A 26,187-nucleotide genomic window follows, 5' to 3' on the forward strand; every position below is an offset into this window, starting at 1 on the left:
AGCAGTTTTTCCGGTAAATGCGGTCAATATGAATCTAATTAAAAATACAGGCTTGTCTTTGGTAATTGCTATGTTCTTGTTAGCGTGTAACGATGTAAAAGACCAGGCGCTTCCGCCACTGCAGGTAGCTTCCAATCCACACTATTTCGAGGCCGGTGGAAAGCCATTTTTCTGGCTGGGGGATACCGGTTGGCTGTTATTGCTGAAATGCAGCCGGGAAGAAACGCTCGAATACCTGGACATCCGGCAGCAGCAGGGCTTTAATGTGATTCAGGTGATGCTGCTCCACACCCTGGAAGCCCGGAATGTTTATGGTGATGCGGCCCTGCAGGATGGCGATATTACCCGTCCGATTCAGACCCCCGGTAATTCTTTTCAGGACAGCCTGCAATACGATTACTGGGACCATGTAGCTTTTGTTGTTCAGGAAGCAGCCCGGCGGGGCATTTATTTGGCCCTTGTGCCGGTCTGGGGTTCAGCGGCTAAAGATGGAAAGGTAACTGCCGAAGCTGGTAAACAGTATGGTTCGTTTCTGGCGCAGCAACTTGGTGGTTACAGCAATATTATCTGGTTGAACGGTGGTGATATACCCGGTGATGAAAAGACAGACTTCTGGCTGGCATTAGGATCCAGCATCAAAAAACAGGATCCGAATCATCTGATGACCTATCATCCCCGCGGCAGGTATTCGTCTACCGACTGGTTTCATGATCAGGAATGGCTGGATTTTAATATGTTTCAAAGCGGTCACCGGACTTATGCCCAGGATACCAGTGCGAAGGAAAAGCACCATTTTGGTGAAGATAACTGGCGCTATGTGGCACATGATTATCAGCTGCAACCGACAAAACCGGTGCTGGATGGCGAACCTTCTTACGAAAATATCCCGCATGGTTTGCACGACAGCCTGCAACCCCGTTGGACGGACGCCGATCTCCGTCGTTATGCCTACTGGAGTGTCTTTGCCGGTGCCGCAGGTTTTACTTATGGAGAAAATGCAGTAATGCAGTTCAATACCATGGGAGATGCAGATGCCAATTTTGGCGTCTATAGTAACTGGAAGCAGGCTATTCATGCACCCGGTGCTACCCAGATGCACTTCCTGAAGAACTTAATAATGGAACGGGATTATTACAGCCGGCAGCCGGCGCAGGACCTGATTCTCGATAATACCGGAGAAAAATATGAATACCTGCTGGCGACCAAAGGAAAGGACTATGCGCTGGTATATACTTATACCGGAAGAAATTTCCAGCTGGATTTATCCCGTCTGGGCTTTCAACCCGGAAAGTTCAACTGGTTCCGTCCTGCAGACGGGCATCAGCAGGCGTTTAGCAGGTCCACGGATGATCAAGCGGAGTTTGACCCTCCGGGAAGTCCGGCAGAAGGCAATGACTGGGTTCTGATCATTTCAAAATAAAACACAATCGGATACAATCATGATTAAGCAGTTTTCGTTACTGGTTCTTATTTGCTGGGCCAGCCTGTCCTGTTCCAATAAGGCTTACCTGTTCACTTCCTTTCATGAACCGGCTGATGCCGGTCTCAGGTTGCTTTATAGTTTTGACGGTTACCATTGGACTGATCTGGATACGGTCCTGCTCAGACCTGAAGTTGGCACCCAGAAGGTGATGCGGGATCCCTCCATGGTTCAGGGGCCGGACGGTACTTTTCACCTGGTCTGGACGACCAGCTGGAAAGCTGACCAGGGTATTGGGTATGCCGCATCCAGGGACCTGCTCCACTGGAGCCCGCAACAGCATATTCCTGTAATGGAATATGAAGCCGGCGCGTTGAATGCCTGGGCACCGGAACTCTTTTACGACGATCAGCAAAAAGACTATATCATACTCTGGGCCAGCACCATTCCGGGACGTTTCGAAAGAGGACTGGAGCCCGACAGCAATAATCACCGCTTGTATTATACCCGGACAAAAGATTTCAAGACCTTTACACCCACAAAATTATATCTCGATCCGGGATTCAGTATCATAGACGCGCAGATCGTCAAGCGCGGAACCAATGATTATGTCCTTGTATTAAAGGATAATACCCGGCCTGAACGTAATGTGAAAGTTGCTTTTGGTAATTCTCCGATGGGACCATGGAAGGATATTTCCAGTCCCATAACTGAGCAGTTTACTGAAGGACCCAATACGGTCAAAGTAGGCGATCAATGGCTGATATATTTTGATGCCTACCGCAAGAAAACCTATGAAGCCCTGTCTACCCGTGATTTTAAGAGTTTCGAGTCCGCAAACAATAAAATATCGATACCCGAGGGGCATAAACACGGAACGCTTGTACCGGTAAAACGAAAGTTTCTGATCGATTTGCTGGAAAAGCTGGACCGGCCAGAGACGGAATAAATCGTGTTCGAAACGGCGTAAAAACAAAATATGAAAAAGAGTATTACAGGGCTGTTGCTCTGCATGGTTTTGGTTCTTGAATTATCAGCGCAACAGGATACCGCCCGCTACCGGGGCCGTACCCTCGTAAATGTGGACTACCACCATGGTCAGTTGACACCCGCGGTGGGCGTACATAATATTCAGGTCTTCCGCGCCAACCGCCAGCATCCTGAGTTGGCCGGGGGGATGAACTGGACCTATAACCACCAGCCCATGCTGGCTTACTGGAACCATCGCTTTTACCTGCATTTTCTAAGCAATCCGGTAGGCGAACATATTGCCCCGGGCGCCACTTACCTGCTGCATTCCGAAGATGGATACCACTGGAGCGAGCCGGTCACGGTTTTCGAACCCTACCGTATTCCCAATGGCTTTCATAAGGAAGGTGATACAGCAATTGCTCGTAATATCGATGCGGTGATGCATCAGCGTATGGGATTCTATACCGCCCGTAATAATAAATTACTGGCACTGGGATATTACGGTATTGCCCTGTACCCCAAGGATGATCCCAATGACGGAAACGGCATTGGCCGCGTGGTACGGGAAATTAAGGCCGACGGAAGCTTCGGACCGGTATATTTCATACATTATAATCACGATTTTAATCAGAAGAATACGCGTTATCCTTTTTATAAAAAATCAAAGGATAAGGCTTTTGTTGCCGCCTGTGACGAATTACTCGCACAACCACTGCAGTTGCAACAATGGGTGGAAGAATCAGACAGGAATGATCCACTGATTCCTTTAAAAAAAGAACTGAAAGCTTTTAGTTACTATCATCTTAAGGACAGGAGGGTTGTGGGTTTCTGGAAACATGCCCTGACCAGCATTTCCACTGATGAAGGCCGAAGCTGGCAGTTCAGCCCACTTCGGGCGCCGGGATTTGTGAATTCCAATGCCAAGATATGGGGACAGCAAACCTCCGATGGCCGTTATCTCACTGTTTACAATCCTTCTGAATTTCGCTGGCCCCTGGCCGCCTCCGTGAGCCAGGACGGACTGAACTATAATAATTTGTTGCTGATTAACGGAGAGATTACGTCCATGCGTTATGGGGGCAATTACAAATCCTATGGCCCGCAGTATGTCAGAGGGATTCAGGAGATGAATGGTCATCCACCCGATGGTAATGCCTGGGTAACCTACAGCATGAACAAGGAAGATATCTGGATTGCGTCCATTCCGGTGCCCGTAAAAGATTCAGTTACAATTGACGCAAAAGACGATTTTTCAAAGGTCTCGCAGCTGAGTGACCTGACTGAATGGAATATTTACAGCCCGCTCTGGGCTCCGGTTTCGATTCAGCAATTTGACGGGAAAAACGCCTTGTACCTGCAGGATCAGGATCCTTTTGATTTTGCGAAACTGGTCAGGACGGTTCCAGCGAGTTCCAGGATCAAACTGGAATTCAGTGTCACGCCGGAGCAGAAGCAGCAGGGGCGCCTGGACATCGAGGTACAGGATCGTCATAATACGCCCTGCATCCGTATCAGTTTCGATTCCACGGGTCAGATTCTGACCAAAGCAGGCTACCGGGACAGGGCGATCGGCAACTATGAAGCGGGGAAATCCTATGAAATAAAAATTGAGTTGAATACAAGGACGCGTTTTTATACCATTTCCATTAACGGATCCCGGCCGAATAATAATATCGTTTTTGCGCCCATACATCAGGTGCACCAGGTGGTTTTCAGAACAGGAGGCATACGCCGTTTTCCTAATGCAGATACTCCCACCGACCAGATGTATGATCTTCCGGGCGCCGGTGACAAAGACAGACCGGCAGCCTATCGGCTGTCCTATTTCCGCAGTACAGACCTTCGTTGAACAGGAGCGGTTACGACTGGTAAAGTTGCACTTATAACTGCTTCCCGTCAAGGGGGTTAACTGCCTGTAAATACTTATTATATAGTTGTCAAATATTACTAAAAATTGCTCTTTCCTGCAGACTTGAGTATTTTGGAACTGCTGAAGGAGCAGGTGGCCGGAACGGTTGCAGGCCGCTCCGGATTCGATCCAGTAAAAAAAACAGTATGAGTAAAAAAGGCTTGCCCACTCTTGCCGTTATTATCGGTAACAGAAATTTTTTTCCAGATCATCTGGTCACAGAGGCCCGAAAGGATATAACTGCCCTATTCGATACACTGGGGGTTGAGGCGGTTATGCCGGACGAATCGGCAACCAAACTCGGGGGCGTGGAAACCTATCGTGATGCAGAAGTCTGCGCGGCGTTGTTTAAAGCGCATGCGGAGCGCATTGACGGTATACTGGTCGTGCTGCCAAACTTCGGAGATGAAAAAGGCGTGGCCCAGACCATCAAATTATCGGGTTTGAATGTGCCGGTACTGGTGATGGCTTATCCGGATCAACTGGATAAACTGGATGTTGTCAACCGGCGTGATGCCTGGTGTGGCAAGATTTCCGTTTGCAATAATTTTTATCAGTTCGGGATTAAATACAGCCTCACCGAAAAACATGTCGTACATCCATCGGAAGAAATCTTTACCAAAGAGCTTCAGGATTTTATCGCTGTTTGCCGGGTCGTAAAAGGCCTGCGGAAATTGCGTATTGGTGCAATCGGAGCCCGTCCCGGCGGTTTTAATACTGTTCGGTACAGCGAGAAAATCCTACAACGTCATGGTATTTCTGTGGAAACTGTAGACCTGTCAGAGATACTGGGCAGGGCGGGCAGTCTCTCCAATGAAGATACTGCCGTGAAAGATGCCCTGCAGCAGATTGCAGATTATACACCCACCGGAAAGACCCCGCCGGACCGGTTGCTGCAGATTGCAAAACTGGATGTCGTACTCCGGCAGTTTATGCAGGAACAGGCGCTGGATTGTACCGCAATACAATGCTGGACTTCACTGCAGCAAAATTTTGGATGTAATGTTTGTACCAGCATGAGTATGCTTAGTGAGAATATGTTACCCAGTGCCTGTGAGGTGGATGTAACCGGAACGCTGAGCATGTATGCCATGCAGCTGGCCAGCGGCAGTCCCAGCGCGCTGGTGGACTGGAATAATAATTATGCGGGCGACGATAGTAAATGCGTATTGTTCCATTGTGGCAACTGGGCCAAATCCTTTCTACCGGATATACAGATCAGTAATGCGCCCATACTGGGCTCGACACTGGGCGTAGAGAATACCTGGGGCGCACTGGATGGACGCAGCCCTGCTATGCCACTTACTTATGGCCGGATCACCACCGATGATGTTAATGGAGTCATTAAAGCCTACGTGGGAGAGGGTAAGTTGACTGACGATCCGCTGAATACATTTGGCAATCGGGCAGTAGCGCAAATCAATAACTTACAGGCATTGATGCAATATGTCTGCCGGAACGGTTTCGAGCATCATGTAGTGATGAATGCGAGCCGGACTGCAGGGATCCTGAAAGAAGCCCTGGAAAATTATATGGGCTGGTCCACTTATGTTCATTAGTAGAATCGGAGAAAAAGCGGTTATGACAATAAAAGAATTACAACAAAAGTCCATACAGTATCGAAAAAATATACTGAAGTATATTGTAGGAGCCGGTGCCGGACATACCGGTGGCAGCCTGTCCTGCACAGATATCTTAAACGTACTTTATAATGATATCCTGAATGTCAGCCCGGAAAATTTCGGAGACCCTGATCGGGATCGTTATATCCAGAGTAAGGGACATACTGTAGAAGCATTGTATGTCGTGCTGGCGGATAAAGGATTTTTCCCGGAAGCTGATCTGGAAACCCTTTGCCAGTATCAATCGCATTATATCGGCCATCCCACCCGAAAGGTGAACGGCGTCGAACAGAACACAGGTGCACTGGGACATGGCTTGCCCATTGCAGTGGGAACGGCACTGGCGGCAAAAATGGACGAAAAAAATTACAAGGTATTTACACTGATGGGCGATGGGGAAATGCCCGAAGGCAGCAACTGGGAAGCTGCCTTAACCGCAGCTCATTACGGGCTGGATAATCTTTGTGCCATCGTGGACAAGAACAGCCTGCAAATTACGGCGCCTACAGCGCAGGTCTGCAATACGGATCCCCTGGATGAGAAATGGCGCAGTTTCGGTTGGTCGGTCCATGAGGTCGATGGTAATGATGTGGAAGCGCTGAAAGCGCAGCTGGGGCAGTTGCCGTTTGAGTCTGGTAAGCCCAGTCTCCTGCTGGCACATACGACCAAAGGCAAGGGGGTAAGCTATATGGAGAACGTATTGAAATGGCATCACGGGGTCCCTTCCCCGGAACAGTATCAGCAGGCCATCGAGGAACTTGATCAGGCTTTATCGGGTATTCAATAGTTTAGATAATAATTATCGAAAAATAAGAAAGTAAGATGTCCGTTTCACCAGCAATAGTAAGTGCATACTATAAAGCCAACCTGGAAGTGTTTTCGGAGACCCTGCAGGAGCTGGCGGCCGCCGACCGTAATATTGTGGCAGTCACCAGTGATAGCAGGGGCTCGGGTAAACTTGTGCCTTTCGGCCAGCGCTTCCCTCATCAGATCGTTGAAGTAGGTATTGCGGAACAGAATCTGGTGGGGGTAGCCGCCGGGCTGGCATCCTGTGGTAAAAAAGTGTTTGCCACTTCACCGGCCTGTTTTCTCAGTGCCCGGGCCCTGGAACAGATCAAAAACGATGTAGCTTACAGTGATAACCCGGTCAACCTGATCGGCATCAGCGCCGGAGTAAGTTATGGCGCCCTGGGCAGTACCCATCACAGTTTGCACGATTATGCCGCGCTCCGGGCCATCCATAACCTGACGGTGGTAGCACCGGCTGATAACTGGGAGACGGCCCGTGCCATTGAACTGGCGGCGGCAACCCCTCATCCTGTTTATTTGCGTTTCGGAAAAAAACCGATGCCCCTGCTGAAGGAACCGGATGGTGAGGTTTTTAGATTCGGCCGCGGAAGGGTCATCCGTGAAGGGACTGATCTGGCGATCATTGCCTGCGGCGAAACGGTCTATCCGGCCCTGGAAGCGGCCGCATTGCTTGCGGAAAGTCAGATTGGTGTGCGCGTCATTTCTATGCATACCATTAAACCACTGGATACCGAACTGTTAGCCGCTTCGGCTTTACAATGCCGTGCCCTGCTGACAATTGAGGAGCACAGCGTGAACGGGGGACTGGGCGAGGCCTGTGCTGCTTATTTGCTGCAACGCGGAATGGCCAAACCTTTTAAAATTATGGGGCTCCCGGATGAATATACGGTTACGGGTTCCCAGACGGAAATATTAAATCACTATGGCATCAGTGCCGATGGCATAGCCCAGGCGGCAAAAAGCCTGCTCTAATGATCCGGGGCTATCCTAAATTCGGGAAGGCTTGCAGATAATGAAAAAAAATATAACGATACCATACCGCTCCGGCCTGAAATTTCGGGCAATTTTACTACTGCTGGGAGGGCTGATCTCTGTTACCAGCCTGCGGGCAACGCCAGATGTAAATTGCTGGTCGCGGGTAGAGATGGTATATACCGCCCCCTTTAAGGGCAATCCATTTACGGAGGTACAATTCACCGCCAGCTTCCACACAAAGGATACCACCGTGACCGTTTCCGGGTTTTATGATGGCAATGACCAATTTGTAATTCGGTTTATGCCTTTTCTCGCCGGGACCTGGTATTATGAGACCCATTCCAACCTCCCCGCGCTCGATGGCAAAAATGGCAGTTTTAAATCCGAGAAGGACAGCAGTCAGCGGGGGATGGTCCGGGTCAGTGGTGCACATAACTTTAAGTATGCCAACGGATCCTATTTTTATCCGGTCGGTACTACCGCCTATGCCTGGAATCATATGGAGACGGGCATACAAAAACTTACGCTTTCTTCACTCAGGCAATCGGGATTCAACAAGCTCCGGTTCTGTGTTTTTCCAAAAAATTATAATCTGGTTAAGGAAGAGCCCCGTATTTATCCTTTCCCAAAAACTTCCGGCGGATGGGACCTGCAAAGATTTGATACCGAATTTTTCCGGATACTGGAAGCCCAGATAGACTCGCTGAATGCCCTGGGTATTCAGGCAGATCTTATATTATTTCATCCTTATGATAAAGGTCGCTGGGGCTTTGACGCCCTGCCGATGGAAGTAAACCTCCGGTATCTTGATTACCTGATTGCCCGCCTCGGTGCTTTTCAGAATATCTGGTGGTCCCTGGCCAATGAATGGGATTATGTCAAAGCACGCAGCCAGGATGACTGGGTCCGCCTGGCAGAACATATTGCGGAGAAGGACCCTTACGGGCACCTGCTGTCTATTCATGGCAGTACCGCTACTTATTTTAATTACTGGCTGCCCTGTTTTACCCATGTCAGTGTACAGGATGAGGCACCGGTGCGTAACTGGGGTGCTGCCGCGCTGCTGCGGCAGATTTATAAGAAGCCGGTAGTGCTGGATGAAGTGGGCTATGAAGGCAATCTGTCTTCCCGCTGGGGGCGCTACAGTGGTCAGGAAATGAACCACCTGATGTGGATGGGACTGATCGGCGGGGTATATGTGACCCATGGGGAAGCTTATATGTTCCGGGATGCCACCGATACGATTTTCTGGGCCAAGGGAGGGGTGTTTAAGGGCAGCAGCTGGAAAAGAGCCGCTTTTATACGGCAGGTCCTGCAAGCCTGCCCGGCGCCGCCTGAACCTGCAGATATCAGCCGGGACCTGCAGACCGCATCCTGTGGCGGCAACCAGTACCTGATTTACTTCGGGAAAGAAATCCAGGACAGCTGGACTTTTAATATTCCCGCCAAAAACGGCAGTTTTGCATCACCGAAGCAGGGAGGAAAATACCGGGTGGAAATACTTGATACCTGGGAAATGACCGTCCGGCCGGTAAATGAAGTCTTCGAGTTAGGCGATCAGCAGGATTACCGTTTTTTTGATAAAGACCATAAGAAAATTAGATTGCCTTTACAGCCCTATCTGGCTGTAAGGATCACTGAAATTCCCCAATGATGCGATTAAACTGGATGATAGGTGTATGGGCCTTCCTGCTGCTGGCAGGTTGCGGACAAAGTCCGAAAGGAAAAGCCGGTCATCGAATGGCCATTGTGATTTCTACCCTGAACAATCCCTGGTTTGTCTACCTGGGCGAACAGGCAGCGGCTAAAGCCCAGTCATTGGGTTACGAGACCCGCCTTTTTGACAGCCAGAATAATTCGGCACTGGAAAGTGATCACTTCGATAATATTATTGTCGAAGGGTTTGATGCGATCCTGTTCAATCCAACGGATGCGGATGGTTCGGTCGCCAATGTTCGTAAGGCCACAAATGCCGGCATTCCGGTATTCTGTATGGACCGCGAAATCAATTCACTGGATGCGGCCACTTCACAGATTCTGTCTGATAGTTATTCCGGCGCCGTAGCCATTGGAAAATATTTTGTGCAGCAGCTGAATAAAACCGGTAACTATGTGGAACTGCTGGGACTGGTAGGGGATAACAATACCTGGGCCCGTTCCCAGGGTTTTCACAGCGTGGCAGACCATTATCCCGGTCTGAAGATGGTAGCGCAGCAAAGTGCGGACTTTGACCGAAACAAAGCCATGGAAGTGATGGAATCGGTACTGCAGGCACATCCCGATATCGATGGAGTATTCTGCGGTAATGACGCCATGGCAATGGGTGCTTATCAGGCCCTGCTATCCGCGGGTAAGGCGTCCAGCGTCAAGGTTTTCGGTTTTGATGGTGCCAGTGATGTAGTTCAGGCTATTAATGAAGGTAAAATCCAGGCTACCGGGATGCAGTTCCCTCAGGTGATGGCATTTACGGCTGCAGAATTTGCCGACGGTTATATAAAAGGCCGCAGAGATTTTCCCCGAAAGGTTCCCGTCGCAGTGGAGCTGGTAACCCAAAAGAATATTGAAGACTATGCGGCCTATGGTGCCCAATAATACAATCCTTAAACGTCCCAGCCGATGAAGAAAGTATTTAAATATCTGGCGCTTGCCGCGTTGATCCTGCTACTGGGTTATAATTCGGTATATATTATACCTTATGATAAACTGCAGGTGCTCAAACCGGCTGGATTTGATGCAACGGCCTATGTTGATTCTATTTGGCAGGGACCTTTACAGGCCCGGATCGGATCCGCAGTCGACCTGGATAGTCTGCAGGAGGGCCTGACCCGGGATCCTGAAAGAACGTTTGAAACCTACACCCATGCGCTGGCCATTGGTAATTATCGCTATGCCCTGATCAAAACCCGGGCAAAGGTGACAGCGACCGGAACAGATGCCGTCCTGGTGACGCTCCCGCTGAACCCTGTGGTATCAGCAAGCCTGGTTACAGAGTTTGTTTATGGGAATACCTTCCGGGATGCCACCGGCCTGATCGATCTGAAGGATTTTCCCAATACCAGCCAGCTCAATCAGGTCTCTGAAGCATTCAATCAGCGGCTTCGCGAACAGGTTATACCCACTTTTAGAAAAGACCTGCGGGTGGGAGACCGTATCGAAATCATCGGCGCTATTGAACTCAATAAAGCCCACCTGCATTTCAATGACCTTGAAATTATTCCGGTAACCGTTAGAAAAGAATCCTGATGCTTTCGGCTAAAAATATCGTTAAGACTTTTGGTAAGGTGACAGCCCTGCAGCAGGTAAATCTGGACCTGACCGCAGGAAAAGTAACTGCGGTCATCGGAGAGAATGGCGCAGGGAAATCGACGCTGATGAAAATTCTTTCAGGCGTCTATACCCAGTATGAAGGCAGCCTGATTTATAAGGGCCAGCCGGTACGTTTTCAGTCCACCCGTGAAGCGGAAGACGCAGGCATCGCCATTATCCATCAGGAACTGAATCTGGTACCCTATCTGTCCGTCAGTGATAATATTTTTCTGGGCCGGGAAATCCGCCATTCCATTGGTCTGTTGGATAAAAAGGCCATGCATACGGTCACCCGGGAACTACTCAGCAGACTTCACCTGGACCTGGACCCGGCCACGCCGGTATATAAACTCAAAGTAGGACAGCAGCAATTGGTGGAAATCGCTAAAGCCCTGCATGGAAAGGCGGAAGTGCTGATTATGGATGAACCTACTTCAGCCATAACCGACCGGGAAGCGGAACAGCTGTTTGAGATCATCGGAAAACTGAAGAAGGAAGGCAAGGCCATCGCTTATATTTCACATAAACTGTCCGAACTTTTCCGAATTGCTGATGATTATACCGTGTTAAGGGACGGCGTCACTGTGGGTCAGGGTTCCATCCGGGATATTAACCGTGAGAAACTGGTCACTATGATGGCCGGACGAAATATTGTTAGCGAATCCAGGCCTGCCCCGCAGGAAATCAGGGAGCCTTTGCTGGAGCTGCGGAATATCCGGCTCCGTCATCCTGAGAATAGTGCCGAGGACCTGTTGAAGGATATCGACCTGACATTACATCGTGCAGAAATCCTGGGACTCTATGGTATCATGGGTGCAGGACGTACCGAACTGATGGAAACCATTTTTGGTTTGCATCCGGAGCATGGATCCGGATCGGTTCAGATGGAGGGACACCGACTGCGACTGCGCCGGCCTTCTGATGCGATTGATGCAGGCATTATGCTGATTCCGGAGGACCGCAAATTACAGGGGCTCTGTGTGGACCTGAAACTTCGTTCCAATATGAGTATTACCATCCTGCGGCAGCTGGAACAGTGGGGTCTCAGGATCGGCAGAAAAAAAGAGCAGGCTTTTACCGCTGATTATATGGGCCAGCTGGGTATCAAAGCGCCTTCGGCCGAATCCCCGGTACGCCAGCTCAGTGGTGGTAATCAACAGAAGATCGTACTGGCTAAATGGCTGGCCCGGCATCCCCGGGTACTGTTGCTGGATGAGCCCACCCGGGGTATCGACGTGGCGGCAAAGGCGGAAATTTATAAATTAATTCAGCAGCTGGCATCATCCGGCGTCGGTGTCATCGTCGTCTCTTCGGAAATCCCCGAAGTACTGGCATTGTCACATCGCATTATCGTCATGTGTGAGGGCCGGCTGACAGCGGACCTGCCGGCCGAAGTAGCTACCGAAGCCCTTTTACTGGAGCATGCCATTCATCAAAATTAAAAATCGAAGATGTCTGCTATAACGTACAAACAACAATTTAAGAATTTGCAGTCGCTGATCGCACTGATTTTATTATGTGTGCTCCTGAGTCTGTTTACGGATACTTTTTTTACGGCCGATAACGGATTGAATGTACTGCGGCAGACCGCCGTCAATACCTGCATTGCAACCGGGATGACCCTCGTAGTATTAACCGGGGGAATTGACCTGTCCGTGGGTTCGGTTCTGGCCTTCTGTGGTGCAGTGGCCGCCGGTCTGTTGACAAAGGGCATCATGATCGATGGTATCGGTATTTATATCGGTTTTACCGTTCTGGGTGTTCTACTGGCGGCCTTGCTGCTGGGTGCACTGCTGGGCTGGTTTAACGGCCTGGTGATTACCCGGTTCCGGGTGCCGCCCTTCGTAGCCACCCTGGCCATGCTGACCATTGCCCGGGGATTTACCATGTTGTATACCGAAGGTCAGCCCATCAGCAATCTGGGACCCCAGTTTACTTATATAGGTTCCGGTAACTGGCTGGGCATTCCGGTACCGGTATGGATGGCGGCCGTAGTAGTTTTACTGGCGGTATTCATCACCACACAGACCCGGCTGGGCCGCTACATTTATGCAATCGGCGGTAATGAAACAGCTGCCCGTTTTTCAGGCATTCGGATTACCCGGGTAAAGATGATTGTCTATGCACTCGGGGGCGCCATGGCGGCTTTGGGCGGAATTATCGTCACTGCGCGGCTGGATTCGGCGCAACCCAATGCCGGGATCAGTTATGAACTTGATGCAATCGCTGCCGTCGTTATTGGTGGAACTTCACTCAATGGGGGTCGGGGTACGGTCTGGGGCACCGTGATGGGAGCGATCATTATAGGCGTACTCAATAACGGACTGGTATTGCTGAATGTTTCGCCTTTCTGGCAGCAGGTGGTAAAAGGCGCCGTTATATTACTGGCTGTCGTTATTGACAGAGTCGGCGCGCCGAAAGAATAGTGTCTGACGGGAATTAATTTTTTAATAGCAGCGAGAGATTCATGTCTTATATTTTATCCATAGATCAGGGAACCAGCGGCACTAAAGCTGTATTGGTAGATAAAGCCGGTCAGGTCCGGGCAAGGGGTTCTGTTACACTCGAAAGCCGGTTTTTTGGTGAAGGTTTTGTGGAACAGCAGCCCGAGTCTATCTACAACAATCTACTGGAAGCCGTGAAAGCCTGTCTGCAAACAGCAGCACATGCCGGCATCGGTCCGGGTGATATCAGTGCCATTGGAATTTCCAATCAGCGGGAAACCTTTCTGCTCTGGGACCGGCAGGGTCAACCGCTTTGTCCCGCAATTGTCTGGCAGTGCCGCCGTTCGGTAGGTATCTGCAATGAACTCAGGCAGCAGGGACATGCCGCCTTGGTTCAGCAGAAAACCGGTTTGGTTATTGATCCGTATTTTTCAGCCACCAAGCTGGTCTGGCTCCTGCGCCAGGATGAAGCCGTTCGAAAAGCGGTTCAGTCCGGAGATGCGTTTTTTGGAACAGTGGACAGCTGGTTATTATTCCGGCTTACGGACGGTAAGGTCCATGCGACGGATCATAGCAATGCCAGCCGAACCCTGTTCTTCAATATTCATACCTGTGAATGGGATCAGGAACTGCTGGCGCTTTTTGAATGTTCCCGGCTGCGGTTACCAGAAATTAAACCAGCCGCTGCAAGGTTCGGGACCACCCGGTTGGAAGGACTCCTGCCGGCGGAACTGCCGATTACTGCGATGATCGGTGATTCACATGCGGCGGCATTTGGTGCCGGATGTTTCGATCCGGGTACGGCCAAAGCCACGCTGGGCACAGGATGCAGTATCCTGATGAATATTGGTTCCAGCCCGGTGGCTTCGGCCAACGGTATGGTTACCACCATCTGCTGGAGCCTGCCAGGGAGGATCGACTATGCGCTGGAAGGCGTGATTGTGACCTGCGGTGCGACCATCGAATGGTTGAAAAATGAACTGGAACTCTTTCGAGACAATGCAGAGACCGCTGCCATGGCGCAATCGGTGCCCGATAACGGTGGGGTATACCTGATACCTGCATTCAGTGGCCTGGGATCCCCCCATTGGCAGATGGACCGGAAAGCTTCGATCAGCGGCATGCGTTTTGACAGCAGCAAAGCCCATATTGTCAGAGCCGCCCTGGAATCCATTCCGTACCAGATCAAAGATGTGATCGCCGCCATGGAGAAAGATACGTCCCGCCCCTTGCAGGCACTTCATATAAATGGCGGCGCCAGTTCCAATAGCTTTGTCACCGGCTGGCTGGCTGCCTTGACCGGTAAGCCCCTGCTTCGCTCGGAACGGCCGGATGATTCTGCGCTCGGTGCCGCTTATCTGGCGGGTTTGGGTGCGGGTATTTTTAGCAGTCTGGACCAGTTGCGGGAACTCAGACGGGACCAGCAACCGATTGAACCCTGCCGTGAGACCGTATTGGCAGACCGGGGTTACCGGGGCTGGCAGCAATTAATAACACAACAATATTAAAATTGAACTACGTGAAACAGATCAGAAGAAATATCTTGTTATTCGGATTACTGGTGGGCATGCAATTGCCGGTTCCGGCACAGACGGTATTACAACCGGACGCATTTCAACATTATGTCGAGCATTTTAATTCCATGGAAGACGAACCCATCGTGCAGGCGGTACCCAACAGCGCCGCCTGGAACTGGATGCAACAAAATATTCCTCTTTTCGAGTGTCCGGATCCCGCTTTTGAGGAAATTTATTATTTCCGCTGGTGGACCCTTAGAAAGCATTTAAAGCAAACCCCCCAGGGTTATGTTTTCACCGAGTTTCTGGTGCCCCGGAATTATGCAGATAAGTACAACCTGATCAGTAGTGGACTGGGACACCATATTTATGAAGCCCGCTGGTTACACAATCAGGAATACCTGAACGATTACCTGAACATCTGGTACCGGGGCAATGAGGGCAAGCCTTTGAAACGGCTGCGGGCATACAGTAGCTGGACCATGGACGCCATCTGGAACCGGTATCTGGTCAACGGGGATGCGGGTTTTCTGAGTGAATACCTGGACGATCTGGTCGCAGATTACCAGGGCTGGGAAGCCGAAAAAAAGTATCCGGGCGGCCTTTTCTGGCAGTATGATGTCCGTGATGCCATGGAAGAGACCATCAGTGGTGGTCGCAAAGAAAAAAATCCCAGGCCTTCCATCAATGGCTATATGTACGGTAATGCCAGCGCATTGGCCGCTATGGCCAGGCTGAACCAACGCAGTGATCTGGCGGCATTGTTTACCAGAAAGGCGGACAGTCTGAAACGGGATGTCGAAGCAAAACTATGGGATGCAAAAACTTCTTTTTTTCAGGTGCGCAAAGAACCTGCTGATACCCTGGCAGCAGTCATGGAAGAAATCGGGTTTATACCCTGGTATTTTAACCTGCCGGCATCAAAATACAGCGGCGCCTGGCGCCGTCTGATGGACCCCCGTCATTTTAATGCCCCGGTGGGTATTACGACGGCAGATCGCAGTCACCCCGGGTTCAGGACCCATGGCTGTTGTCATTGTGAATGGGACGGTGCCGTATGGCCATTTGCAACCGCCCAGACCCTGACAGCAATGGCAAACCTGCTAAACCAGTACCGGCAACCCTATGTCAGCAAATCAGATTATTTCCAGCAGTTGCTCAAATATGCCCGTTCCCAACACAAAAATGGTAAACCGTATATCGGTGAGTATATGGATGAAAAAACGGGACAATGGCTGACAGCGGATGAACGGGGCCGTTATTACAATCATTCCACCTTCAATGACCTGGTCATTACAGGATTGGTCGGGCTGCGCCCGCAGGCAGGTAACCAGGTAGTGGTAAATCCGTTATTACCGGCTGGCAACTGGGATTGGTTCTGTCTGGACGATATCCTGTATCATGGGAAGAAACTTACCATCATCTGGGACCGGACGGGCAAAAAATATGGTCGCGGTAAAGGGCTGTCGGTATGGTCGGAGGGTAAGAGATTGGCGCATAGTAGAAAATTAAAGAAAATCAACGGCCAGCTTCCATGAAGTATGCCCTGACCATATGCATTTTATGGCTCTGTCTTCCTGCAGCTGCCCGTATTGTACTGCCCAAAATTTTAGGCAATGGGATGGTATTGCAGCAGGGCCGTCCTGTGGTCCTCTGGGGGCAGGCGGAAGCCCGTGCGCTGGTGACGGTAAAATTTAAAGATCAGCAATCTCAAACCCGGGCGGACGACAGGGGTGCATGGCGCTTGCAACTGCGCCCGATGAAAGCCTCCTTTGCACCTGCGGATCTCCGGATTCAAACCGAAAGCGATCAGGTCCTGCTCCGGAATATTCTGGTGGGGGAGGTCTGGCTCTGTTCCGGTCAGTCGAATATGGAATTTGCCATGCGCAAGCTGGCAAAACTCAAACCCCCTGCCGGTAAAGACTGGCCGGTGGATGCCGTAGCCCAGGCCCGGGATCAACAGCTGCATATTTTTCTTGCTGAAAGAAAACATATGGCCCCCGACAGCCTGCACCAGGGCTGGGCGGTAGCCCAGGGGCAGGACCTGAGCCGATTTTCGGCCCTGGCCTATTTTTTTGGCCGGCAACTGCGGCAGCAACTCAAAGTGCCGGTGGGTCTTATTGCCGCTGCGGTGCCCGGGTCGGGTATTGAGCGCTGGATGCCCCGGTCTGCACTGGCCGGCAACAGCGGTGCGGATCCACAGCAGGAGATCGGCGAGGAAGCAGGCAGCTTTTATACCGCAATCATTGCGCCCTTGGGGCCTTTTGCACTGAAAGGATTTTTGTGGTATCAGGGTGAGAATAACTGCTTTTTAATGGAAGGGCTTAGTTACAGCTTTAAGATGCAAGCGCTGATCCACGCCTGGCGGCAGCAATGGAAAGACGATAATCTCCCCTTTTACTATATTCAGATTGCTCCGTATTATTATTCCAGAACTAAGGATCGGCCGTTTACCGTGTACACCGAACCGGAATTCTGGGAGGCGCAGGCCGCGGTTCTTCAAGTGCCGCATACGACCATGATTGCCACCATTGATCTCAACGATGATCCGGCAGATTTACATCCGGTCAACAAATGGGATCTGGGCAAACGAGCGGCCAGGGCCGCCTTGTCGAAAACTTATGGTGTTCTGGATGCGCCTGCAATGGGACCGGTTTTCAAGCGCATCGAGCGACTCCCGAATGGCTGGGCCCTGTATTTCGACGGGGTCGGCAGCGGGCTGAAAGGGAGAAGGGGCGCAGCACTCGGCGGTTTTGAAATCGGGAATGAAACTACAGGCTATCAGCCGGTCCGCGCCTTTATCAAAGACGACCTGGTATGGATACCTGCAGGTAAAAAGAAAAAGACTGATCCGCGCCTGAATATTCGTTACGCGTGGCGGGAATATGCCCGGGCAGAACTTTACAACCAGGCAGGACTGCCGGCCTTGCCCTTTCGCACCAATAATCAGACCCTGTTGCAGTTTAATGCGGCCGATAAACCGTGAAAGTTAGAACCGGAAAAATTATGATTCGTACTTGTTTATTAATAATGTTGCTATGGTTCGCCGCTTCGGCAGTGGCCCAGACATCGGAGATCCGTTACCTGAGTGGTCGAGGCAGTGCCGATATGGTGACCTGGGATTTTAAAGTTACCGGTGGGATGCAGGCGGGTAAATGGAGCCGTATCGGTGTGCCTTCCTGCTGGGAGCTTCAGGGCTTTGGTAAATACGACTATGGATTTGCCAAAGACAGCCTGAGGGGTAAGGAGACCGGTTTCTACCGGCATCGTTTTACCGTACCAGCCGGCTGGAAAGACCGCCAGGTATATATCGTTTTTGAGGGCGTTATGACGGATGCTGCCGTTCAGATCAATGGCCGGTCTGCGGGACCGGTGCATCAGGGCGCCTTTTATGCCTTTCGGTATGATATTTCAAAATTACTCCGTTATGGCCGTTCCAATCTGCTGGAAGTAAAAGTGGATAAACATTCCGCCAACCCTTCGGTGAATGCAGCCGAACGCCAGGCGGATTATTGGATTTTTGGAGGCATATTCCGCCCCGTTTGGCTTGAAGCATTGCCAAAAGTGCATATGGACCTGCCGGCCATCGATGCCAGGGCCGACGGCCGGTTTAAAGCCGCGCTTCTGCTGCAAGGCGCACCGGATGAAGTTACCCTGCAACTGTATGACAGCCGCCAGCAGCCGGTTGGGCCTGTTTCCAGGGCCAGACTGAGTGATACTTCAGCGACTTTTTCGGCACAATACCAGGTCCACCCCTGGAGCAGTGAAGCGCCGCATCTGTATACGGCTACATTTACTGCTTTCAAGAATGGAAAACCTTGTCACCAGCTCTCCCGGAAAATCGGATTCCGTACGGTTGAACTGCGGCCCAGGGATGGCATTTATATCAATGGAGTCAGAATGAAGTTCAAAGGCGTCAACCGGCATTCTTTCCGCCCCGAGAGCGGACGTACTACCAGTTATCAGAACAGCGTGGAAGACGTGCAGCTTATGAAAGCAATGAACATGAATGCGGTGCGTATGAGTCATTATCCGCCCGATGGACATTTTCTGGATGTCTGTGATTCGCTGGGGCTCTATGTGATCGATGAGCTGGCGGGCTGGCATGGTTATTATGATGACAGCATCGGCCGTCAGCTGGTGCAGGAGATGCTGGAACATGACCGCAATCACCCTTCCATTGTCCTCTGGTCCAATGGCAATGAGGGTGGCAGCAACCCCGCACTGGACAGTGTCTTTGAAATCTATGATCTGCAGCAACGTGTTGTTATTCATCCCTGGGAGTTGCATAACGGCATCGAGACCCAACATTATCGCCAGTATAATTATGGCGTGGGAAATTTTGATCTTGGTCGCGAAATCGTGATGCCGACCGAGTTTTTACATGGCTGGTTTGATGGCGGTCACGGTTCCGGACTGGAAGATTATTGGAAACTGATCTGGAACGAACCCCTGCACGCGGGTGGATTTCTTTGGGATTTTGCCGATCAGGGTGTAGTCCGCAGGGATCTGAAGGATTCCATTGATACGGATAAAAGCAGGGGCGCCGACGGCATCCTGGGTCCGCATCATGAAAAAGAAGGCAGTTTTTATACGATTAAGGAGGTATGGAGTCCCGTGCAGGTCGAGCGGCGGGAGATCAGTGCCGGTTTTGACGGCAGTTTCACCCTGGAGAACCGGTATCATTTTACCAATCTGAAGGATTGTCATTTTATCTGGCAGCTGCAGCGACTGGATAATAGCCGGTCCCCGATAAATGGCGTCGCGACCGCACCTGATGTCGCACCCCTCGGTAAGGGGCGGCTGCAACTGGATTTACCTGATGATTGGAACCAATACGATGTCCTGTACCTTACTGCCAGCGGTCCCCGGGACGAGGAATTGTTTACCTGGAGCTTTGAGATCCGGACACCAAAGCAGGTGGCGGAACAGTTTTTGGCGGCCGATAGCGTAAACGATGACATACAGTTCACCAGTTCCGGAGGACTGTATCAGGTCCGTGTCGCCGACCTGCAGCTAGAATTCAATGCGGGCAACGGTTTACTGAAAACTGTGCGCAATGCCCGTGGAACTTTACCTTTCTCCGAAGGTCCGGTCATTCAGGAAGGTCAGACCAATTTCGCGGGACTTCGCTATTATTATGACGATGATAAAAACCTGGTCATTGCGTCCCGGTACGATAAAAAAGATAGTTACAATACCCTGGAATGGACCATTTACCGTAACGGGTGGGTGCGGCTGGAAGTCCGGTATTTTCCCGATTCGCTGTATTCCAAAATGCTGGGCATTAATTTTGATTTGCCCGAAGACCGGATCCGCTCAGTGGATTACCGGGGCCTGGGTCCTTATCGGGTATGGCGCAACCGTCTGAAAGGCGGAAAATTTGGCAACTGGAAAAAGGATTATAATGATACGGAAACCGGCGAGCAATGGGTGTATCCGGAATTCAAAGGCTATTATGCCAATTTTTATCAGGGGGTATTTCATACCGATCAGAATACCTTTACCGTTGTAACAGAAACGGAAGACCTGTTTTTGCGGCTTTACAGTGCCCGGTGGAAAACCGATCGCTGGCATAATTATGAGCCCTGGTTTCCGAAAGGAGATATCTCCTTTATGAATGCCATCCCTTCCATTGGTTCGCGCACCCAGACCCGTGAAAGCACGGGACCCATGGGTCAGGATAATATTTATTATGATTATGAGAAGGATCCTTCACGGGCATTGAAGATCCTGTTATGGTTTAATTTTAAAGCATCTGATTCATGAAACGTATTTTGATCATACTGTTGGTTGTTCTGTTTTTTGTTCCTGGAACCCACGCCGCTGTAGCGGTCCGGCAACTGCTGGTTGAACAGCAGTCCTTTCCGATTGGCATCGGAACGGCCCGGCCCCGTTTCAGCTGGCAGCTACATTCCGATCAGCGAAATATCCGACAAGTGGCTTATGAAATACTGGTCGCCAGTTCCCGGTCCCTGCTGGAACGTAATCGGGGTGATCTCTGGTCTTCCGGTAAAATCACTGGCGATGGTACCGTACTCGTGCCTTATGACGGCAAGCCACTGCTTCCGAATACCTATTACTACGTGAAAGTGCGTACGTATACCAACCATGGCGACGCGGTCTGGAGCACACCGGCCTTCTTTACGCTGGGGCTTCTGCGCACCGAAGACTGGAAAGCCCGCTGGATCGGATATGAACATCCTTTTCCCTGGGACAGCATTTCTCAATGGTCCCGGCTTTCCGCCCGGTATTTCAGAAAAGAGTTTAAGGCCGGCAGCCGCCTGAAAAAAGCATTTGCCCACATCGTAGGCCTGGGAATGTATGAGCTTCGGATTAACGGGGAAAAAATCGGTGATCAGGTGCTGGCGCCCGCTCCCACAGATTACCGCAAGACAGTGTTGAGTAATACTTTCGATGTAACTGAAACCATCATTTCCGGTGAAAATGCCATCGGGGTCGTACTGGGCAATGGACGGTTTTTCACCATGCGGCAGCAGTACAAGCCGCATAAAATTAATAATTTCGGATTCCCCAGACTACTGTTCCAGCTGGAGCTCATCTATGAGGATGGACGGCATGAACAGGTACTTTCTGATGAGAGCTGGAAGTTCACAGCCGATGGCCCTGTTCGTTCCAATAATGAATACGATGGCGAGATATATGATGCCCGTAAGGAATTGGGTGACTGGTCCCGTACCCGGTACGATGAGCGGGGTTGGCGGCCGGTTGAAAATGTGCCGGCACCTGCGGGTAACATCACTCCACAGCCTCAACCGCCGATGAAAATTATGGACCGCATCAAGCCCAAACAAATCAAGCAATTGAAGCCGGGGGTGTATATCATGGATATGGGACAGAATTTTTCGGGTTGGCTGCAGATCCGGGTCCGGGGTAAAAGGGGCGATGCCGTGCAGTTGCGTTTTGCGGAAAGCCTCCAGGCAGATGGTAGTTTATACCTGGCCAATCTGCGGGACGCCCGGGTAACTGATACCTATATTCTGAATGGTAAGGGCCAGGAAGAATGGCATCCGCAATTTGTATACCACGGTTTTCGGTATGTGGAAATTACGGGATGGCCTGGTCAGCCACAGTTATCTGATTTTGAAGGGCAGCTGGTCTATGATCAGATGGCCACCACAGGGACCTTCCAATGCTCCGATGCTACCCTTACCCAGCTGGTGCAGAATGCCTGGTGGGGTATCGCTTCCAATTATAAAGGGATGCCGGTGGACTGTCCCCAGCGCAATGAGCGACAGCCCTGGTTGGGCGATCGCGCCCAGGGTGCCTACGGAGAAAGTTTTCTATTCAATAATGCGGCACTCTATGCCAAATGGCTGGATGATATCCAGGATGCGCAAACAGAAGAAGGCGCCATTCCTGATGTAGCGCCTGCATTCTGGAATTATTATTCGGATAATATTACCTGGCCGGGAACTTATTTGCTGGTAGCCGAAATGCTGTATCAACAATATGGCGACCGCAGTGGAATTGTAAAGCATTATGCTTCCATGAAAAAATGGATGTGGTATATGCGGGATAAATACCTGAAGGAATTTATTATGACCCGGGACAAATACGGCGACTGGTGTGTACCTCCCGAAGATCTCAAAATGATTCGTTCACAGGACAGTACCCGAACCACCAAAGGACCGCTGCTGGCTACCGCCTACTATTATCATTTTCTGGAGATGATGTCCCGGTTTGCTGAAATTTCAGGGCAGGATGCAGATATACAGGAATACCGCAACCTTGCCGAAAAAATCAGCGCGGCTTTTAATCAGCGTTTTTTTCGTCCCGAAACAGGCCAGTACGACAACGGCACGGTGACCGCCAATCTGCTGCCGCTGTACTTTGGCATGGTGGCTGATGATAAGCGGCAGGCAGTTTTTGATCATATCATCCGAAAACTGGAATCCGATAATTGGCATATCAGCACCGGGGTGATCGGCACCCAATGGCTGATGCGGGGGCTGACCAGGTGGGGCAGGAGTGATATTGCCTTCCGGCTGGCCTCAAACAGAAGCTATCCCAGCTGGGGCTATATGATCGCCAATGGCGCCACGACCATCTGGGAACTCTGGAATGGTAATACGGCCAACCCCCAAATGAATTCCCAGAACCATGTCATGCTGCTGGGTGACCTGCTGATCTGGATCTTTGAAGATCTGGCCGGCATCCAGGCAGCCGCACCCGGCTTTGGCCGGATTCATATGCAGCCGGCTTTCCAGAAAGGGCAGTCGGTAAAAGCCAGTTATCAGTCCGTGCACGGAGAAATCCGTAGTGAATGGCAACAACAGGAAAACCATATAGACTGGAAGGTTGACATTCCGGCCAATACCACAGCGGTCCTGGAAATACCCGTAGCGGCTTCCCGACAGCTGCTGGAGTCCGGACATTCCCTGAAAGCGGCAGGTATCCGGATACTGAAGGAGGATGCGACCGGGGTCCGGCTGGAAGTGGGCAGCGGTAATTATCATTTTGTTACGAAATAATCTAATCGTCAATCCTCCGTATTTGCAATCCTGTTACATTAATCTTTTTGACGCGGATTTGAAAAAAATATAGTTTCGCGCCATGAGACTGATGAATTTCCTGATGGCCTTTTACCTGCTGCTCCTGCCCGGGATCAGCAGGGCAGCTTCCGGAGATTGCGATCAGGACCAGACCGTTGCACGGACAACTTTGGCAAATAATTCACCGAAGCAGGCGGACGATTGTAGTCCGTTCTGCCATTGCAGCTGCTGTTTTCATACCGCACCGACAGCTATTGTCATTAGTAAATTCAATCCGACGCCTGTAGCTCATTTGGTAATACCGGCGCAGTCACGGATAACTCCTTTTTATCCAAAAGGGGTCATGCGCCATATCTGGCAGCCTCCCAAATTCAATTAAACAGTTTTTACGCAGGTTCAAAACCCGGGGTTCCGGATATCCGCAGCTATGAGGCGGACCGGAGATGCCCCGTATTTTATTTATCCAACTGTTTAATATGTACAAAATATTATTGCTACTTATCTTTTTTATCATTCATATGCAGGCCCAGGGTCAGCAGGTCTTTACAACCCATGTATCCGATAGAAGTTCCGGAAAATCACTAAGCGGTGTAACCATAACGATGGACAGCAGGGCCGCGGCCCTGACTGACCGGCGGGGTTATGCGAAGATTACCGGCATCGTGCCTGGCAGCCGGGTGCTGCACTGGAGCCATCGTGGCTATGAAACTTATACGGACACGCTTTCTTTTCCTTTCGTTGATACCAGTGTTTTTGAGGTGGCATTGGCGCCCGAAGCGGATGAAATGGAGACGGTAATTGTGCAAAGCACCCGTACCGGGCGCAGTATCGCGCATACACCCACCCGTGTGGAAATCATCGATGGCGAAGAACTCGATGAGAAAAACAATATGCGTCCGGCCAATGTCTCAATGTTGCTCCATGAGAGTACCGGAATCCAGGTCCAGCAGACTTCCGCCATGAGCGGTAATGCCAGCCTGCGCATTCAGGGACTGGATGGCCGGTATACCCAGTTGCTTAAAGATGGCTATCCCAATTACGGCAATTTTGCGAACGGCCTGAGTATACTTGAAATCCCTCCGCTGGACCTGCGGCAGGTGGAAGTAATCAAGGGGCCGGCTTCCACTTTATATGGCGGGGGTGCCATTGCCGGTGTGGTTAATTTTATAAGCAGGGAACCGGATGAACCTTTTGAAGGGGATTTACTATTAAACCAGTCTTCCGTGGGGCAGACCAATCTGGGTGCGTATTTTTCAGGTAAGGGCAACCGGCTGGGTTATACGGTGTTGGGGCTGCTGAACCTGCAGAAAGCCTATGATGTGGATAAGGATGATTTTTCGGAACTGCCCCGCAACCAGAATTTTACCATTCATCCCCGACTGTACTGGTATCCGGATGCTTCGACCCGTATTTCACTGGGCAATAGCCTGACTGCCGGCAGCATTACCGGGGGACATATGGAGGCGATAGATAATCCGGGATCAAACGAGAGGCTGTATTTTGAGGAAAACAAAAGTTTCAGAAATATCAGTACGCTGGAAGCCTTAAAGGATTTTAAACCGGGGCAGCGATTGAAACTCAAGCAAAGCCTGAGCATTTTCAATCGTGAGATAGCTTTGCCGGATTACCGCTTTTCCGGTAGGAATATCAATAGCTATACAGACTTGTCCTATTTGTTTACCCGGGGCGCGCATACGATAATTGGCGGTGCCAATTATGTATTGGATCAGTTCCGTCAACCCGATAATTTCAACTATAATAACCGTTCGCAGACGGCGGGATTGTATATACAGGACAGTTGGGATCTGACCCGCCGGGTTCAAGTCGAAGCAGGGCTAAGGACCGACCGGATTAGTTATCGCTTTTCCGGATATAACAACCGGGAGACCTTCCTCTTGCCCCGAATTGCCTTTCTGTTCAGATGGTCGCAATCCCTGAGTTCCAGAATCGGCGCTGGAATGGGTTATAAAATGCCCACTTTGTTTACTGAACAGACAGAATCCATGTTTTATCGCAAGTTGCTGATGCCGGATGGATTACGGGCGGAAAAAAGTACAGGCCTGACGGCAGATATGAATTATCGGGGACTTCTTTCAGATGAGATAAGTATCAGTTTTAATCAGCTTTTTTTCTGGACCCGGATTCAACGACCCCTGCTACTGGCAGTGCTGGCTGACAGCAGTGCTTACCATTTCCAGAATGCCCGTGCGCCGGTAACAAGCGCAGGTTTTGAAACAAATCTGAAATTGATTTACCGTGAAGATCTAAAGCTATTTGCAGGTTATACTCTTACGGATGCACATGCTCGTTATCTGCCGGATCACCCGCTGCTTCCACTAACACCACGCCACAAAATCAATCTGGTACTGATGTATGAGAAGGAGGATAATTTTAAACTGGGGCTGGAAGGGTATAACACCGGCAGCCAGTACCTTTATGACGGTAGTCGAACGCCGGCTTTCTGGGAGTTGGGATTTATGGCCCAGAAGACATTTCATAAAATTTCGGTATTTATCAATTTCGAAAATTTCACCGATGAAAGACAGAGCCGATACAAACGAGTGGTAAACGGTACCGCAGAGAAGCCGGTATTTGACGATATCTGGAACCATACGGAAGGCCGTGTTATTAATGGTGGTATTAAAGTCCGGCTCTGATGATCCAACTGATCGTGTTGTGCCCCGGTCTATCATGTG

At 50.6% G+C, this 26,187-nt stretch carries 18 protein-coding genes; all 18 read left to right on the top strand.

The window, feature by feature from the left end:
• The first annotated feature begins 28 nt into the window (after positions 1 to 28).
• Positions 29 to 1,420, top strand: a complete 1,392-nt coding sequence (locus tag ACYVI9_RS12310) for a glycoside hydrolase family 140 protein (RefSeq protein WP_460764868.1) — start codon at positions 29 to 31, stop codon at positions 1,418 to 1,420.
• Between the two features lie 19 nt (positions 1,421 to 1,439).
• Positions 1,440 to 2,369 carry a glycoside hydrolase family 43 protein gene (locus tag ACYVI9_RS12315; protein ID WP_460764869.1) on the top strand — a complete coding sequence of 310 codons (930 nt, stop codon included), beginning with the start codon at positions 1,440 to 1,442 and terminating at the stop codon, positions 2,367 to 2,369.
• A 30-nt stretch (positions 2,370 to 2,399) separates the two neighbouring features.
• Entirely contained in the window at positions 2,400 to 4,241 is a 1,842-nt protein-coding gene (locus ACYVI9_RS12320; RefSeq protein WP_460764870.1) for an exo-alpha-sialidase, read from the top strand.
• Between the two features lie 206 nt (positions 4,242 to 4,447).
• Positions 4,448 to 5,860: an L-fucose/L-arabinose isomerase family protein gene (locus ACYVI9_RS12325; protein WP_460764871.1), complete on the top strand. Its 1,413-nt coding sequence runs from the start codon at positions 4,448 to 4,450 to the stop codon at positions 5,858 to 5,860.
• 22 nt (positions 5,861 to 5,882) lie between these two features.
• On the top strand, positions 5,883 to 6,710 hold the full coding sequence (locus ACYVI9_RS12330; protein ID WP_460764872.1) for a transketolase: 828 nt from the start codon (positions 5,883 to 5,885) through the stop codon (positions 6,708 to 6,710).
• A 35-nt stretch (positions 6,711 to 6,745) separates the two neighbouring features.
• Positions 6,746 to 7,705, top strand: coding sequence for a transketolase family protein (locus tag ACYVI9_RS12335; RefSeq protein ID WP_460764873.1), 960 nt, complete (start codon positions 6,746 to 6,748; stop codon positions 7,703 to 7,705).
• 40 nt (positions 7,706 to 7,745) lie between these two features.
• Positions 7,746 to 9,362: a DUF5060 domain-containing protein gene (locus ACYVI9_RS12340; RefSeq protein WP_460764874.1), complete on the top strand. Its 1,617-nt coding sequence runs from the start codon at positions 7,746 to 7,748 to the stop codon at positions 9,360 to 9,362.
• Positions 9,359 to 10,300, top strand: coding sequence for a substrate-binding domain-containing protein (locus ACYVI9_RS12345; protein WP_460764875.1), 942 nt, complete (start codon positions 9,359 to 9,361; stop codon positions 10,298 to 10,300). Before ACYVI9_RS12340 ends, ACYVI9_RS12345 begins: the two co-directional genes overlap by 4 nt.
• Before the next feature lie 24 nt (positions 10,301 to 10,324).
• On the top strand, positions 10,325 to 10,951 hold the full coding sequence (locus tag ACYVI9_RS12350) for a DUF2291 domain-containing protein (RefSeq protein ID WP_460764876.1): 627 nt from the start codon (positions 10,325 to 10,327) through the stop codon (positions 10,949 to 10,951).
• A complete protein-coding gene (locus tag ACYVI9_RS12355; protein WP_460764877.1) occupies positions 10,951 to 12,456 on the top strand; it encodes a sugar ABC transporter ATP-binding protein in 1,506 nt (501 codons plus the stop codon). Before ACYVI9_RS12350 ends, ACYVI9_RS12355 begins: the two co-directional genes overlap by 1 nt.
• A gap of 9 nt (positions 12,457 to 12,465) precedes the next feature.
• A complete protein-coding gene (locus ACYVI9_RS12360; protein ID WP_460764878.1) occupies positions 12,466 to 13,440 on the top strand; it encodes an ABC transporter permease in 975 nt (324 codons plus the stop codon).
• Between the two features lie 41 nt (positions 13,441 to 13,481).
• The gene (locus tag ACYVI9_RS12365) at positions 13,482 to 14,966 is read left to right on the top strand and encodes an FGGY family carbohydrate kinase (RefSeq protein WP_460764879.1); all 1,485 of its coding nucleotides are present in this window, start codon (positions 13,482 to 13,484) and stop codon (positions 14,964 to 14,966) included.
• Between the two features lie 11 nt (positions 14,967 to 14,977).
• The gene (locus ACYVI9_RS12370) at positions 14,978 to 16,513 is read left to right on the top strand and encodes an MGH1-like glycoside hydrolase domain-containing protein (RefSeq protein ID WP_460764880.1); all 1,536 of its coding nucleotides are present in this window, start codon (positions 14,978 to 14,980) and stop codon (positions 16,511 to 16,513) included.
• Positions 16,510 to 17,961, top strand: coding sequence for a sialate O-acetylesterase (locus ACYVI9_RS12375; RefSeq protein ID WP_460764881.1), 1,452 nt, complete (start codon positions 16,510 to 16,512; stop codon positions 17,959 to 17,961). Before ACYVI9_RS12370 ends, ACYVI9_RS12375 begins: the two co-directional genes overlap by 4 nt.
• Before the next feature lie 20 nt (positions 17,962 to 17,981).
• The gene (locus ACYVI9_RS12380) at positions 17,982 to 20,744 is read left to right on the top strand and encodes a glycoside hydrolase family 2 protein (protein WP_460764882.1); all 2,763 of its coding nucleotides are present in this window, start codon (positions 17,982 to 17,984) and stop codon (positions 20,742 to 20,744) included.
• Positions 20,741 to 23,470 carry an alpha-L-rhamnosidase gene (locus ACYVI9_RS12385; RefSeq protein WP_460764883.1) on the top strand — a complete coding sequence of 910 codons (2,730 nt, stop codon included), beginning with the start codon at positions 20,741 to 20,743 and terminating at the stop codon, positions 23,468 to 23,470. Before ACYVI9_RS12380 ends, ACYVI9_RS12385 begins: the two co-directional genes overlap by 4 nt.
• 82 nt (positions 23,471 to 23,552) lie before the next feature.
• Complete coding sequence (locus ACYVI9_RS12390) at positions 23,553 to 23,870, top strand: DUF6660 family protein (RefSeq protein WP_460764884.1); 318 nt, start codon at positions 23,553 to 23,555, stop codon at positions 23,868 to 23,870.
• Positions 23,871 to 23,967: 97 nt separating this feature from the next.
• Entirely contained in the window at positions 23,968 to 26,148 is a 2,181-nt protein-coding gene (locus ACYVI9_RS12395; protein WP_460764885.1) for a TonB-dependent receptor, read from the top strand.
• The last annotated feature ends 39 nt before the right edge of the window (positions 26,149 to 26,187 follow it).

The organism is Niabella terrae (genome assembly GCF_054783135.1).